14 protein-coding genes are annotated in these 14,212 nt (G+C 62.9%); 7 read left to right on the top strand and 7 right to left on the bottom strand.

The window, feature by feature from the left end:
• The first annotated feature begins 12 nt into the window (after positions 1–12).
• Genes bufB through AC0L3D_RS02675 form a run of 6 tightly spaced genes read left to right on the top strand, consistent with a single transcriptional unit; the run spans position 13 to position 5,874 of the window.
• Positions 13–1,041: an MNIO family bufferin maturase gene (bufB, locus tag AC0L3D_RS02700; protein ID WP_473643004.1), complete on the top strand. Its 1,029-nt coding sequence runs from the start codon at positions 13–15 to the stop codon at positions 1,039–1,041.
• A complete protein-coding gene (locus AC0L3D_RS02695; protein ID WP_473643002.1) occupies positions 1,028–1,804 on the top strand; it encodes an HvfC/BufC family peptide modification chaperone in 777 nt (258 codons plus the stop codon). Before bufB ends, AC0L3D_RS02695 begins: the two co-directional genes overlap by 14 nt.
• 36 nt (positions 1,805–1,840) lie before the next feature.
• A complete protein-coding gene (locus AC0L3D_RS02690; RefSeq protein WP_473643107.1) occupies positions 1,841–2,296 on the top strand; it encodes a DoxX family protein in 456 nt (151 codons plus the stop codon).
• 30 nt (positions 2,297–2,326) lie between these two features.
• Positions 2,327–3,628 carry an NAD(P)/FAD-dependent oxidoreductase gene (locus AC0L3D_RS02685; protein ID WP_473643105.1) on the top strand — a complete coding sequence of 434 codons (1,302 nt, stop codon included), beginning with the start codon at positions 2,327–2,329 and terminating at the stop codon, positions 3,626–3,628.
• Positions 3,576–5,468 carry an adenylate/guanylate cyclase domain-containing protein gene (locus AC0L3D_RS02680; protein WP_473643000.1) on the top strand — a complete coding sequence of 631 codons (1,893 nt, stop codon included), beginning with the start codon at positions 3,576–3,578 and terminating at the stop codon, positions 5,466–5,468. The genes AC0L3D_RS02685 and AC0L3D_RS02680 overlap by 53 nt, the downstream gene beginning before the upstream one ends.
• A gap of 28 nt (positions 5,469–5,496) precedes the next feature.
• On the top strand, positions 5,497–5,874 hold the full coding sequence (locus AC0L3D_RS02675; RefSeq protein WP_473642998.1) for a DUF3307 domain-containing protein: 378 nt from the start codon (positions 5,497–5,499) through the stop codon (positions 5,872–5,874).
• Positions 5,875–6,144: 270 nt separating this feature from the next.
• Here the strand turns inward: AC0L3D_RS02675 and dxs are convergent, their stop codons facing one another.
• The 6 genes from dxs to AC0L3D_RS02645 form a co-directional block, all read right to left on the bottom strand.
• The gene (dxs, locus tag AC0L3D_RS02670) at positions 6,145–8,085 is read right to left on the bottom strand and encodes a 1-deoxy-D-xylulose-5-phosphate synthase (protein ID WP_287341552.1); all 1,941 of its coding nucleotides are present in this window, start codon (positions 8,083–8,085) and stop codon (positions 6,145–6,147) included.
• Positions 8,086–8,294: 209 nt separating this feature from the next.
• Positions 8,295–9,215, bottom strand: coding sequence for a pirin family protein (locus AC0L3D_RS02665; RefSeq protein WP_023799338.1), 921 nt, complete (start codon positions 9,213–9,215; stop codon positions 8,295–8,297).
• A gap of 10 nt (positions 9,216–9,225) precedes the next feature.
• The gene (locus AC0L3D_RS02660; RefSeq protein ID WP_023799339.1) at positions 9,226–9,492 is read right to left on the bottom strand and encodes a DUF2277 domain-containing protein; all 267 of its coding nucleotides are present in this window, start codon (positions 9,490–9,492) and stop codon (positions 9,226–9,228) included.
• Positions 9,493–9,623: 131 nt separating this feature from the next.
• Complete coding sequence (locus tag AC0L3D_RS02655; protein ID WP_023799340.1) at positions 9,624–9,875, bottom strand: exodeoxyribonuclease VII small subunit; 252 nt, start codon at positions 9,873–9,875, stop codon at positions 9,624–9,626.
• Between the two features lie 3 nt (positions 9,876–9,878).
• The gene (locus AC0L3D_RS02650) at positions 9,879–10,805 is read right to left on the bottom strand and encodes a histone deacetylase family protein (RefSeq protein ID WP_473643103.1); all 927 of its coding nucleotides are present in this window, start codon (positions 10,803–10,805) and stop codon (positions 9,879–9,881) included.
• A gap of 213 nt (positions 10,806–11,018) precedes the next feature.
• The gene (locus AC0L3D_RS02645) at positions 11,019–11,663 is read right to left on the bottom strand and encodes a TetR/AcrR family transcriptional regulator (protein ID WP_473642996.1); all 645 of its coding nucleotides are present in this window, start codon (positions 11,661–11,663) and stop codon (positions 11,019–11,021) included.
• A 119-nt stretch (positions 11,664–11,782) separates the two neighbouring features.
• On the opposite strand from AC0L3D_RS02645, the gene AC0L3D_RS02640 reads away from it, so the two are divergent.
• Entirely contained in the window at positions 11,783–13,006 is a 1,224-nt protein-coding gene (locus AC0L3D_RS02640) for an MFS transporter (RefSeq protein WP_287341548.1), read from the top strand.
• 60 nt (positions 13,007–13,066) lie between these two features.
• Here AC0L3D_RS02640 and ribB read toward each other — a convergent pair whose 3' ends face one another.
• Entirely contained in the window at positions 13,067–14,167 is a 1,101-nt protein-coding gene (gene ribB, locus AC0L3D_RS02635; RefSeq protein WP_287061487.1) for a 3,4-dihydroxy-2-butanone-4-phosphate synthase, read from the bottom strand.
• Positions 14,168–14,212 lie beyond the last annotated feature (45 nt).

Raw genomic sequence — 14,212 nt, 5'->3', positions numbered from 1 at the left:
TGGAGACGACTGATGCCCAATAAGCTTCCCACCCTCCCAATTCCGCAAGCCGCGGGCATCGGTCTTCGCTCGCCGCACATTGCTGAAATGCTTAGCCGCCGCCCGTCGGCGGGTTGGCTGGAGGTTCATGCCGAAAACTACATGGGCGGTTCTGCTGCCGTCGCCGCGCTCGAAAAACTGCGTGAGACCTACCCCCTTTCTGTTCACGGCGTAGGGCTGTCTCTCGGCAGCGCTTCCGGCGTCGACCGCGACCATCTGGAACGCATGCGCAAGGTATGCGTGCGCTTCGAACCCGATCTTGTTTCCGAACACCTCGCCTGGAGCGGCGCCGATGGCGCCTACCTCAACGACCTTTTGCCACTCCGTTACGACGAAGCAGCGCTCGCGATCGTCGCCAACAATATCAAGCTCGTTCAGGACACTCTGAAACGCCGCATCCTGATTGAAAATCTCTCTGCCTATATCGAGTTCAGCGGTTCGACGATGACGGAGGCCGAGTTCTTGGCCGAACTTGTGAAGCGCACGGGATGCGGCCTGCTTCTCGACGTGAACAACGTCTACGTTTCCGCCCACAATCTCGGCTTCGACGCGGCTGCGTTCATCGAAGTGCTGCCTGCCGAGGCGATCGGCGAGATCCATCTGGCAGGCCATGCCGTCAACGACGTTGGCGATGACACGGTCCTGATCGACGACCACGGCTCGCGCGTGCCGCCTGCCGTGTGGTCACTCTATGCCGGCGCGATCGAGAAATTCGGCCCACGCCCCACCCTGATCGAATGGGATACCGACGTGCCCGTGCTCGACGTGCTGCTGGGCGAGGCAATGTGGGCGGATATGCTTGCCGCTTCGATCGCCTTCCGCAAGCGGCAGGATTCCCTTCCTGTTTCCGCGCCGAAGCAGTCCGCTCCAGGCATTGTCGTTCCGTTCGAACGCGATGCACCGCGCGGGCAGATGCCGGTGCTTGCCGCTTTCGATGCGATCAAGCCCGCGCGCCTCGCTGCAGACCGTGACGCCAGGAGTATCCGCCATGCTGCCGCTTGAGCATCTGCAGAACATCATAGCGCAGTCCGTGCTTGGCAACCCGCAATTCGGCCTTTCGTCGCTCGTTTCAGCGGGCCGCGCCGATCCATGCCGACGGCTGCGCATCTATGAGAACAATACCCGCGCCTCGCTGACAGCGACGCTGATGGCCGTATTCCCAGTCGTCGTTCGCATGGTCGACGAGCGGTTCTTCCGCTATGCCGCAAGCGAGTTCATTCGTCAGCATCCCCCCGGCGAGCCAAGGCTGGTGCGCTACGGCTCCGACTTCCCGCGCTTCCTCGGGACCTTCGAAGGTCTGGCTAAAATGCCCTTCGTCGCGGAAACGGCGCGGCTTGAATGGGCGATCGCCGAGGCGCTTGATGCGGCATCACTGCCGGCCCTGAACCTGGCGGCACTGGATGGCGAAGCCTCAAGCTCGACCCCCGAACTGATGCTCCAGCCATCCTTGCGCCTCGTTATGTCGCATTGGCCGGTACTATCGATCTGGTCGGCGCATCAGAACGGAGGCGTTCCGGATCAAGCTGATGTCCGGCAGCGAAAAGCCGAGCGCATCGCGCTCTGGAGGCACGGCGACAATGTGCGCTTCGCGCGCCTCACGAGCGCCCAGTTCTCGTTCCGCCATTCCCTGAAAAAGGGCCTCGGCCTGGAGAGGGCCGTTTCACGCGCCCTCACGCACGAACCAACGTTCGAAGTCCTCGGCGCCCTCGTCAGCCTGTTCGGCGAAGGCTTGGTGACCGGCATCGGCTTCGACCACCCGCAGTAATCGAAAATGGAGAGACCAATGAGCGTGACCCGCGAAATGCCTTCAACCAGTGGCCGCAGCCTAACCGCCGCCTACCGCAGGGCTCTGAACCTGGCGGGCAGCATACCCCTTTCTCTCGTTCAGTTGGCGGCTCGCGTCGCGGTCGCCCACGTGTTCTGGCAATCGGCGCAGACCAAGCTCGCTTCCTGGCCGGTAACGCTACAGCTTTTCGCGTTTGAATATAATCTGCCGCTGATCGACCCGGCGCTGGCGGCCCCGCTCGCGACAGCCGCCGAAATCATCGGCGCCGCATTGCTTTTCCTCGGCCTGTTCTCGCGCCTCGGCGCGCTGATGCTGCTCGGGGTAGTCGCGGTGATCCAGATCTTCGTCTATCCGGTACACTGGGGCGAACACCTCATGTGGAGTTCGCTGCTGCTGCTCATTTTGGCTCGCGGCGCAGGCGTCGTATCGTTGGACTATCTGGTCGACGGCTATTTCCGTCGCGGAGCGTGAACAATGCTGCGGCAATCGAGCGAAGAAGTGATGAACTTGGCAGAGTTGGAAGCGACGCCGGCCAAAACAGATGCGCTTCCACCGCGCCGGCCGCGGGTCGTCATTCTCGGCGCGGGCTTCGGCGGCCTCAACGCAGCGCTAGGGTTGCGCAACGCGCCGGTCGATATCACGGTCGTCGACCGCCGCAATTATCATCTGTTCCAGCCGCTGCTTTATCAGGTGGCGACGGCCGGCCTATCTCCGGCGCAGATCGCCACGCCGATCCGCCGCGTCCTCGCCAGCCAGAAGAATGCAACCGTCCTGATGGAAAAGGTGGAGGGCGTCGACACCGCTGCGCGGACTGTGCTGACCGGCAGCAGGCGAATTCCCTACGATTACCTGATCATCGCCACCGGCGCCCGCCACGCCTATTTCGGTCACGACGCCTGGGAAACAAATGCTCCCGGCCTCAAGACCATAGGCGACGCCACCGAAATTCGCGCCCGCATATTGACCGCGTTCGAAAAGGCAGAAGTGACCGACGATCCGGCTCTTCGTGAAAAACTCCTTACCTTTGTGGTGGTCGGCGGCGGACCCACCGGCGTCGAACTCGCGGGCGCTATCATCGAACTCGCGCGCAAAGCGATCGTTCGCGATTTCCGCAACATCGATTCCTCGACCGCAAGGGTTGTACTTGTCGAGGCCGACGAACGGCTGCTCACCGCATTTCCGGAGAAGCTCTCGCAATCGGCCGAATCACAGCTCGAAAAGCTTGGCGTCGAGGTCAAGCTCGGCGCCGCGGTTACGGAGTGCGACGACAATGGCGTCGCGCTCGCGGATGGGCAATGCGTCGCTTCAGCCTGTGTGCTCTGGGCTGCCGGCGTCATGGCCTCGAGGGCGGCGAAATGGCTGGACGTCGCGGCCGATCGCGCCGGCCGCGTCGTTGTCGACGGACATCTGCATGTACCTGGCCGCGAAGGCGTCTATGTCATCGGTGATACCGCTTCGGTAAGGGGCAAGGACGACCGTCCGGTTCCGGGCGTCGCCCCTGCCGCGAAGCAAATGGGCCGCTATGTGGCAGACCTCATCAAGGCGCGACTTGCCGGGCGGACGGCAGAACCTTTCCGCTACACCGACTACGGAAATCTCGCCACCATCGGCCGCAAGGCCGCCGTCGCCGATTTGGGACCCATCCAACTGAGCGGTTTCCTGGCCTGGCTGCTCTGGAGCTTCGCGCATCTGTGGTTCCTTGTCGGTTTCCGCAACCGCACCGTTGTCTTCCTCGATTGGGCTTGGGCCTATGCAACATTTGACCGCAGCGCGCGCCTCATCACCGAACGCCGCGACCGGTAGGTGCCGCCTGCCGCGCATAGCGCTTGGGCGGGCGATGACGGCGCTGCTGCTCATGGCGGTCATGTCGACGGCTGCATCGGTGCATATCATCTGGGAGCGCACGGCAACCCGCAATGTCGAGAAGATCGTCGCGAGCCTTGGCGCCCAGAGCGCCGATTCTGTCCGCGGCGAATTGACATCAACGCTGGCCGTCGTGGCAGGCACGGCCGAGATCATCCGCTCGATCCTGTTCCAAGGCACGATCAAGGCCGATGACGAGGTCAGACGCGAGTTCCTGTTCCTGTCGCTGCTGCGTGAACAGCGCGCGATCGGCTGGATCGGATTTGGCTTCCCCGACGGACGGTTTTTCGGCTCGCACGCAGCGGCCGGCGGCAAGATCGAGATGGTTGAAATCGGCCCCGGCATGCCGGGAAAGCCGCGCCCGTTGCGTCGTGATATCTATCATCCCATCCCCGGTGATGTGATGTTCGAACAACGCATCCATGGCGAGACCGCTTACCTAGCGCTCGGTGCGCCCTGGTATCGCCGGGCGATGGACTCGACGGAACCTGTCTGGAGCGTGATCGACGTCCTGCCCAATGGCTTCGAGCCCTCGGTGGTTGTTTCAAAGCGGGTCGAGCTCTATGGCAGGTACCAAGGCGTGGTCATGGTGGCCGTGAGTTTCGCCAATTTGTCGCAGGCGCTGAGTGGTCTGCAAGTATCAGGTCACGGCAAGACGTTCGTGCTGGGCGGCAGCGACAAAGTACTGGCTGCATCGGATGCGCCCGGCGGTCCTATGCCTGCTCATCTTCGCGATTTTCCAAAGAGCGATGCGCTTGCCGCCGCGGTGGGCGACGCCATTTCGATGATGAAAGGGAACGAATTTCGAACGCTGGTTGATGGTGGCGAGATCGGCCCGGTCTACGTCTCGTCGTTTGCGCTCCCTTTCGAACAATGGCGGCTCCTGACCGCGATACCGCGCTCCTCCTTCGCGGAAGAGATCGACCGTAACACGCGTCGGGTGCTGCTGGTGGTCGCCGGGCTCGTCGTGCTGGCAGCGGCCACTGCCGTGCTCTTTTCGAACCTGCTTTTCGCCAGGCCAATCCGCCAGCTTGCCGCGCAGCTCCGTGAGATCGAACGGTTCTCGCTCGACCAGGTGCGGCATGTTCCGACATTCCTGGCCGAACTCAATGATTTCTCGGAAGCGCTGAAGCGCATGGCGGGCGGCCTGTCGGCTTTCGCCAAATACATGCCCCTCGACGTCGTCCGGCCCCTCGTCGCGGGCGGGCTTGAGCCTGCGCCCGGCGGCAGGCTCGTGGAAGTGACCGTGATGTTTGCCGATCTGCCGGGCTTCACCGAACTCACCGAGCGGCTCGGGCCCGATGTCCAGCCGCATCTCACCAATTTTCTCACGCTCGCAGTCGAAGCCATTCATTCCGAAGGAGGCACCGTCGACAAGTTCATTGGCGACGCCGTTATGGCCATCTGGAACGCACCGACAGCCGTGCCGGATCACGCACGCCGCGCATGCAGCGCTGCAGCCGCGATCCGGGCCGCGATGCATGCGCTGCCCGCCGTTTCGCCGGACCACAGCGACATACGGGTGCGAATTGGCATCAATACCGGCGCCGCGATCGTCGGCAATGTCGGATCGGCCGAGCGGCTGAGCTATACGGCCATCGGCGATACGGTCAACCTGGCAAGCCGTCTCGTTGGCGTCGCCAAGGAACACGGCGTCGAAATCGTGCTCAGCGACATGACGCTTGCGCAGACAAGCGGCCAGATCGCCGCGCAGCCACTTGGCATCACGAATGTTCGCGGGAAGGCAGTCCCGGTCCTGATACACACGCTCGCAACCTGAACAACCGCTGCGGCCATGGAGTATGGTCATGGAAATGATGACTTTGACGCTCGCAATGCTTTTCTGCCTCCAGCTAAAGCACTTCATTGCCGACTATCTGCTCCAGCCCGGCTGGATGTTGGGCGGAAAGGGCGATCTGCGCCGCGTCGGCGGCTATGTCCACGCGGGCTTGCATGCGCTAGGCTCCTTGCCGGCCCTTCTCATCGCCGGGCTCGAACCCACCGCAATCGTCCTGCTTTGTGCCGCGGAATTCACGGTCCACTACGCGACAGACTACACCAAAGCCGGGCTGTCCGGGCGCAGCCATGCTGGCCCCGACACACGGACATACTGGGCCCTGCATGGGGCTGACCAGTTCTTGCACCAGCTCACCTATGTCGGCCTGATCGTCGCTGCGCTCGCTTAGAGAGAGGAATTTGAGGCAGGACAACGAGGCATGCCTCGGAGATACTGAGACGCCCAACATTGATGCGGCGGCACGAGCTTTCGACGAGCGATGAAAGTTATTGCGGCACGCTGCGCATCGACGTGGAAAAGTCCGCCTCTCCATCATATTCGTAGACAATGTCCGGAAGTTTGGGGGACAGGACCACCGTAGGCGAATGCCAAATGACAACGCAAACAGTCAGTTACGACCGTCGGTCGGCAAACTGATGCAAGCCGTTGAGACTTTGATTCAGGCGCTTTGCGCGCTGGCGGTGTGTCCCAGCGCCGCGAAGACGGTGCGCACGATACCGGCGGCATCAAGGCCGGCGTCGGCATACATCTTTTCGGGCTTGGCGTGATCGACAAAAGTGTCGGGCAACACAAGCGGGCGTACCTTCAGGCCGTTTTCCAGCAGCCCTTCATGGGCGAGGAATTGCAGCACATGGCTGGCGAAGCCACCGACCGCGCCCTCTTCGACTGTTACCAGCACTTCGTGCGAGCGCGCCAGCCGCCGGATCAAATCCTCGTCGAGCGGCTTGGCGAAACGAGCATCGGCGACCGTGGTGGAAAGCCCTGCCGCGCCGAGCTCCTCGGCCGCAGCCAGGCAATCCTGCAGCCGCGTGCCGAACGAAAGCAGTGCAACCTTGGTGCCTTCCCTGACGATACGGCCCTTGCCGATTTCGAGAACCGAGCCACGCTCCGGCAGGTCGACGCCGACGCCGTTGCCGCGCGGGTAACGAAAGGCGATGGGGCCTTCATCGTAGCTTGCCGCCGTGCGCACCATGTGTCGCAGTTCCGCCTCATCCGCCGCGGCCATGACGACGAAACCGGGCAGCGTCGCCAAAAAAGTCGTGTCGAAGGCGCCGCAATGGGTCGCCCCGTCGGCCCCGACGAAGCCGGCGCGATCGATCGGGAAGCGCACCGGCAGTTTCTGGATCGCCACGTCGTGGACGACCTGGTCGTAGGCACGCTGCAGGAAGGTCGAATAGATCGCCGCGAAAGGTTTGAAGCCTTCCGTGGCAAGGCCGGCGGCAAAAGTCACCGCGTGCTGCTCGGCGATACCGACATCGAAGGTCCTCGACGGGAACGCCTCGCCGAAGAGGTCGAGGCCGGTGCCGTTCGGCATGGCGGCAGTGATGGCGACGATGCGATCATCTTCGCGGCCTTCCTGGATCAGGCTTTCGGCAAAGACTTTCGTGTAGCTCGGCGCGTTGGCCGGCGCCTTGGCCTGCGCGCCGGTGATGACGTCGAATTTGTTGACGCCATGATATTTGTCGGCGGCCGCCTCGGCCGGTCCATAGCCCTTGCCCTTCTGGGTCACGACGTGGATCAGCACCGGACCGTCGGCATTGTCGCGGACGTTCTTCAGCACCGGGATCAGGTGCTCGAGATTGTGACCGTCGATCGGGCCGATGTGATAAAAACCCATTTCCTCGAACAGCGTGCCGCCGGTGACGTAACCGCGCGCATGCTCGACCGCCCGCTTGATGGCGCGATCGGCGCGCTCGCCGAGATAGGAGGTCAGCTTCTTGCCGAAATCGCGCAAGCCCAGATAGGCCTTGCCCGACGCCAGGCGGGCCAGATAGGCGCTCATCGCCCCGGTCGGCGGAGCGATCGACATGTCGTTGTCGTTGAGGATGACGATCAGCCGGGCATCGAGCGCGCCGGCATTGTTCATCGCCTCATAGGCCATGCCGGCCGACATGGCGCCGTCGCCGATAACGGCAATGACATTGTTGCGGCCCCCGGAGAGATCGCGTGCCATTGCCATGCCGAGGCCGGCGGAGATCGAGGTCGAGGAGTGGGCGGCGCCGAACGGATCGTATTCGCTCTCGGCGCGCTGGGTGAAACCGGACAGGCCGCCCTCTTGCCGCAGCGTGCGGATACGGTCGCGGCGGCCGGTCAGGATCTTGTGCGGATAGGCCTGGTGACCGACATCCCAGATCAGCCGGTCGTCTGGCGTGTTGAAGACATAGTGCAATGCCACCGTCAGTTCGACCACGCCAAGCCCGGCACCGAGATGTCCGCCGGTATGCGACACGGCATCGATCAACTCGGTGCGAAGCTCCGATGCCAATTGCGGCAGATGACGTTCGTCAAGCGTCCTGAGGTCGGCCGGGATGCGGACCTTGTCGAGAAGTGGCGTATGGAGCTTTGCGTTCACTGGTGCTGGGGCCTGCTTTTTATTCATCTGCGAAATAGGCTGCTGGCCGGCGAATGTAAATGCGTGCGAGTGACGCGGCATAGCTTCAAACTGTTAGGGTTTCGTTTACGCGTCAAAAAGGACGCGCGGCGCTCTAAAGCGCGTCGCGTTCGACCGACCTGACGCGACGCGCTTTAGGTTGTTGTTTTATGCATGTCGTTATCGCAAAACCGCTGCACACTTTTGCGCGACACGCATTAATTGTCCGGCAGCGGAATGAACTCTTCTTCATCCCCCGGAACGATATCGAAACGGCCTGTCTTCCATTCTTCTTTCGCCTGTTCGATGCGTTCCTTCGACGATGACACGAAATTCCACCAGATGTAGCGCTTGGAGCCGAGCGAGGCGCCGCCGAACAGCATGAAATGCGCTCCACCCTCCGACGACACGACGATCTCGTCGCCGGGCCGGAACACCAGCAGCCGCTCTGCCGGGAAGCGGTCACCGGAGATCGAAACCTCGCCTTCCAACGTATAGATGGCGCGCTCCTCGGCATCGGCAGGGATTTTCACGCTGGCGCCGGGCGCCAGGCTGAGGTCTGCATAGAGCGTGTCCGAAGCGGTCACGACCGGTGACCGCAACCCGGAAAACGCGCCAATGACAACGCGTCCGCTGACGCCTTCAGCGTCGATTTCGGGCAGACGCATGGCCGCCGTATTCTCGAAGATCGGGTCGACCTCCTCTTTATCGTCCGGCAGCGCCAGCCATGTCTGCAGGCCGGAAACCGACATCGGCGCACCGCGCAGCTCCTGCGGCGTACGCTCGGAATGGACGATGCCGCGACCGGCGGTCATCAAATTTACGTCGCCGGGCTGGATGACCATTTCGGTGCCGAGCGAATCGCGATGCCTGATCTTGCCGTCGAACAGGTAAGTGACCGTCGACAGGCCGATATGGGGATGCGGGCGGACATCGAGCGCCTGGCCGGCCCGCAAAATCGCCGGTCCCATGCGATCGAAGAAGATGAAGGGACCGACCAGCCGACGCCTGGCGGTCGGCAAGGCACGGCGAACCTGAAAGCCGCCAATGTCCTTGGCGTTCGGAATAACCATCAGTTCGATCTGGTCGCTGGCGAAGGCGTCACCGGGCAGAGGGTCGTTTCCGGGGAAGAAGCTCATGCGGTCTTCCTCAGGCGAAGCGGAGTGCAGACCTGGCTTTCGCCTTGGCCGCCACCTCGTCGCGATTGCGCGGATGCTGTGTCGTCTCAAGGCTGTCCAGCAGTTCGCGCGCAGACGCGGCTATGGCCTCGACGGCGTGGTCGAACGCATGCTGGTTCTGTTTCGACGGCCGTGTCGTTCCGCTCAGCTTGCGGACAAACTGAAGTGCGGCATCGCGGACCTCGTCATCGGTTGCCGGCGGATCGAAATTGAACAGTGTCTTGATGTTTCTGCACATCGTTCGCAATCTCCTCTCGTCGTGGAGCCGTTTCAAGCGGGATGAGTATTATCCTCAATCATGATCATGTCGAAAAGCCGCATGATCATGTCCAAAAGCCGCATGGCGAAATTGTCGTTCGGGACCGTGTCTTACTCCGCGTCCAGAGGCTCTGTCCCCACCGGCTTGCCGTCGCGCGAAAGCCTGATCTTCTCGACCTTGTCCTCGGCCGCCTTGAGCAGCCGGTCGCAATGGAGTTTTAGCGCCTCGCCGCGCTCATAGATGCGGATCGACTGGTCGAGCGGCACGTCGCCGCGCTCCAGATCATCGACGATTTTCTCCAGCGCGTCGAGCGCCTGCTCGAAGCTCATCGCCTTAACGTCTTCGTTGCTCTCACCAGCCATCGTCTATCCTTTCATCAGTCGCCCGACATGGGCGGCGACCGAAAATGCCAATCCCTGCAGATCGTAGCCGCCCTCGAGCAGGCTGACGAGCCGGTTGTCGCTGTGGCGACCGGCGCGCTGCATCAACTGGCCGGTTGCCCAGTCGAAATCGCCCTCGGTCAGGTTGATCTCGGCCAGCGGATCGCGGTGGTGCGCGTCGAAGCCGGCGGAAATGATGATGAGGTCGGGCGCGAAATTGTCGAGCGCCGGCAAGATCCGCGACAGGAAAGCGTCGCGGAAAACCTCGCTGCCGGTCTGCGGCGCCAGCGGCGCGTTGACGATGTTGCGGGCGCCGGTTTCGCTCACCGCCCCGGTCCCTGGGTAAAGCGGCATCTGGTGCGTCGAGCAATAGAGCACCGACGGATCGTCCCAGAAAATATCCTGCGTGCCATTGCCGTGGTGGACGTCCCAGTCGACGATGGCAACGCGCTCGGCCTGGTGCTGCCGTTGCGCGTAGCGTGCCGCGATCGCCGCGGTGTTGAACAGGCAGAAGCCCATGGACGTGGTCTTTTCGGCGTGGTGGCCGGGCGGCCGGGCGGCGACAAAGACATTGGCCACGTCGCCCCGAAAGACATCGTCGACGGCGGCGTTGGCAGCGCCGATCGCCGTGACGGCCGCCTGCCAGCTTTTCGGGCTGGCGGTGGTGTCGGCGTCGACACGAGCGATACCGGTGTCCGGTATCACAGCGCGGACCCGTTCGACGAATTCCTGCGGGTGTGCGTAGAGGATGGTGGCCTCGTCGCCTTCCGGCGCCTCGGCACGATCAAGGGCCGCAAAGGCCTCGTCGTCGAGCACGCGCTCGATGGCGCGCAGGCGGTCCGGCCGCTCCGGATGACCGGGCGGCGTTATATGCTCGAGAAAGATCGGGTGGGTATAAAGCCTTGTAACCATGCCCCCGATATAGGCGCGCCCGGCGGCTTTGACCATGTTTTGCAACCGCCAAAGGCAGACGTTCAACAGGGTTTAGGCGTTGGGTGCTGGTTGGGTCCGGCGCGAGCCACCGACCGAGACCAGCGCCTTCTCCTTGAGCTGCCCGAATTTTGAGGCGCGCTTCGGCCGTCCCATTCGAGGTCTCGCCTTGCCTTTGGTGGGCTTGATACGGGCTCAGGCCGGCGATTTGTCCACCTCAGCCGGTGCTTGTGGACGGCCAATCCCGCGACCTTGCCTGAGCAGTCCCTCCAAAAGCACGTTGAACGCCTTCACCGCCTTTTTCGACGTCGCTTCTGGATTTTCCGAATTTGCGATCCACTGCGCGGCATGTAGCGAGGCGCCGCTGACCAGCCTTGCTGCGGCTTCGGGATCAACGGCAACGATGGTTCCCTCGTCCCTCAGCTTTTGAAGGTTCTCGCTCATCGAGCGGATGCATTCATTCTGGCTCGGCCATTGCGAAGGATCGCCGAGCACCGCCGGTCCGTCGCGAAGGACAATACGCTGGATCTCGGGCTCCAGCGCCATCTCGATATAGGCGGTGCATTCGTCGACAAAACCCTGCCAGAGAGTGTCCGCCCTGGCCGAAACGATCTTCAACCGGGCCAACATCTCCGCGTCGATCTCGGCGATAACCGCCTGGAGAAGGCCCTTCTTGTCGCCGAAGTGATGATAAAGCGCGCCGCGCGTCAGCCCGGCCGACGCGGTGAAGTCGTCCATCGAGGCCTCGGCATAGCCGACAGTGCCAAAGGCATGGCGCGCCGCCGCGACCAGTTTGGTGCGGGTTTCGGCGATCATCTCCTTGCGAGGTTTGTGCCCCATTCGCCCATTCCTTCACATACGTCTCGTATATTAATTGACATACGCTACGTATGTCATTATCTGATTTGCATACGCCACGTATATAAGTGGCTGGGCCTCAAAAATCCAGGAGTGTTCTCATGCCCAATCCCTATCGCGAAATCTTCAAGGCAAGGGGAGCCAAGGGCTTCGCCGCAGCCGGCTTCGTCGCCCGGATGCCGATGGCCATGGCTCCGATCGGAATCGTCGCGATGCTATCGCAGACGCATGGCGAGTACTGGCTGGCCGGCGCCGTCTCCGCGACATATGCGCTGGCCAATGCTTTTGTCGCGCCGCAGATATCGCGGCTGGTGGACCGCCTCGGCCAGACGCGGATTGTGACGCCCACCACCGTTATTTCCGTGCTCGCCTTCGTAGTGCTGATTACGGCGGCCAATCAGGACTTGCCGATATGGACACTGTTCGTGTCAGCGCTGCTGGCCGCTGCAATGCCCAGCATCCCAGCGATGGTGCGCGCGCGCTGGACAGAGCTCTTCCGGGATCGCCCCGAGATGAACACGGCGTTCGCCTTCGAATCGGCGGCGGACGAGCTGGTCTACATCGCCGGGGCTTCGCTGTCGGTTGGCCTGAGCGTCGCGCTTTTCCCGGAAGCGGGAATGCTGGCGAGCACATTGTTCCTCGCCTTCGGCTCGACAGCCCTCATCCTGCAGCGCTCGACCGAGCCGCGCGTGCGACCGGTCGACCAGGGTTCGCGCGGATCGGCAATTCGCCTGCGGCCGGTCCAAATCATCACCTTGGCCCTGATCTTCATCGGCGCGACCTTCGCAACCACGGAGGTGAGCACCGTGGCGATCACCAAGGAGCTCGGCCAGCCGGGCGCCGCCAGCCTCGTCATCGGCGTCTATGCCCTCGGATCGTTCGTCGTCGGCATCGTCCTCGGCGCTCTGAACCTGAAAACACCGCTGCAAATTCAGCTTGCCATCGCGATCGCCATCATCGCGCTCACCACGCTGCCGTTGCTTGTCGCAGACACGGTGCCGCTTCTGGCGCTGGCTGTCTTCGTTAGCGGTGTGGCGATCTCGCCCACCTTCATCACGGCATTCGGCCTGATCGAGCGGCGCGTGCCGGAGGCGATGCTGACCGAGGGCGTGACCTGGGTCATGACCGGCATTGGCATCGGCATGGCGCTCGGCTCCTTCGCCGCCGGATGGGTGGTGGACGCCTTCGGTGCACAGAGCGGCTTCCTGGTGTCGGTGGCGGCGGGCACTGTCGCGCTGGTCACCGTGCTCGCCGGCCAGCGCAGCCTTGCCACGGGCGATAGTGACATCTCCGCGCGCGAAACAGCCGCGGTTCCTGCCGAATAGACTCCATGCGTCCGGTGCCAAGCGGGACCGGACGCATGCCGGCGATCCGCTAAACCAGTCCTAGAGAATCTCGGTCTTGGCGATGTGGATGCCGAAACCTTCAAGGCCGACATAGTGGCGTTCGCGCGAGGCGATCAGGTTGATCGAGGAAATGCCCAGATCCTTCAAGATTTGCGCGCCCAGGCCGATCTCGCGCCATTCGCTTTCGCGGCGGCGCGCCTCTTCATGGTCCTCGCGGTCGCCGGCAGCCGGCCGGTTGCGCTCCTGATGGGCGACGCCGACGGAACCTTCGCGCAGATAGACGATGACGCCGCGCCGACGCTCGCCCATCGATTTCATGATGCCGTCCAGCCTGTGGCCGGTGCCGAAAACGTCCGTCACAACATCCTCGGAATGCAGTCGCACCGGCACCTCCTCGCCGTCGCGGATGTCGCCGAAGACGATCGCCACATGGTGCATCGAGTCCCAGGGCAGCGTGTAGGTGAAGACCTGCGCCTTGCCGCCGGGCGTGTCGATCTCCGAACAGGCGACACGCTCGACCAGCGTTTCCTTACGCTGGCGATAGGCGATGAGGTCGGCGACCGAAATCTGCTTCAAAACGTTCTTTTCGGCGAAGGCCTGCACCTGCGGGCCGCGCATGACGGTGCCGTCATCATTGACCAGCTCGGAAATGACACCGACCGGCGGCAGGCCGGCAAGCTTGCACAAATCGACCGCGGCTTCGGTATGGCCCGAACGCATCAGCACACCGCCTTCGCGCGCAATCAGCGGAAAGATGTGGCCGGGGCGGACGAAATCGGAGGCGCCGACATTGCCGTTGGCAAGATTGCGCACGGTCAATGTGCGGTCGTCGGCCGAAATGCCGGTCGTGGTGCCGTGCTTGAAATCGACGCTGACGGTGAAGGCGGTGGTGTGGGCCGAGTCGTTGTCGGCGACCATCGGCGACAGGTTGAGGCGCTTGGCCTCCTCGCGCGGCATCGGCGTGCAGACGATACCAGAGGTATTGCGGACGATGAACGCCATCTTTTCCGGCGTGCAATGGACGGCGGCGACGATCAGGTCGCCCTCGTTCTCGCGCCCGTCATCGTCCATGACGACGACAATCTCGCCGCGTTCGAAGGCGCGCAGGGCTTCGACGATCTTCTTCTGGTCGTAAGGCATGGACGCTCGCTTCGCTCTCGCAGGGGATAGGGCAGTAAGGCAGTA

The sequence above is a fragment of the Mesorhizobium sp. WSM4837 genome (assembly GCF_055811435.1).
The sequence above is the reverse complement of the archived record's forward strand: the minus strand, read 5'-3'. Positions and strand labels throughout refer to the sequence as shown.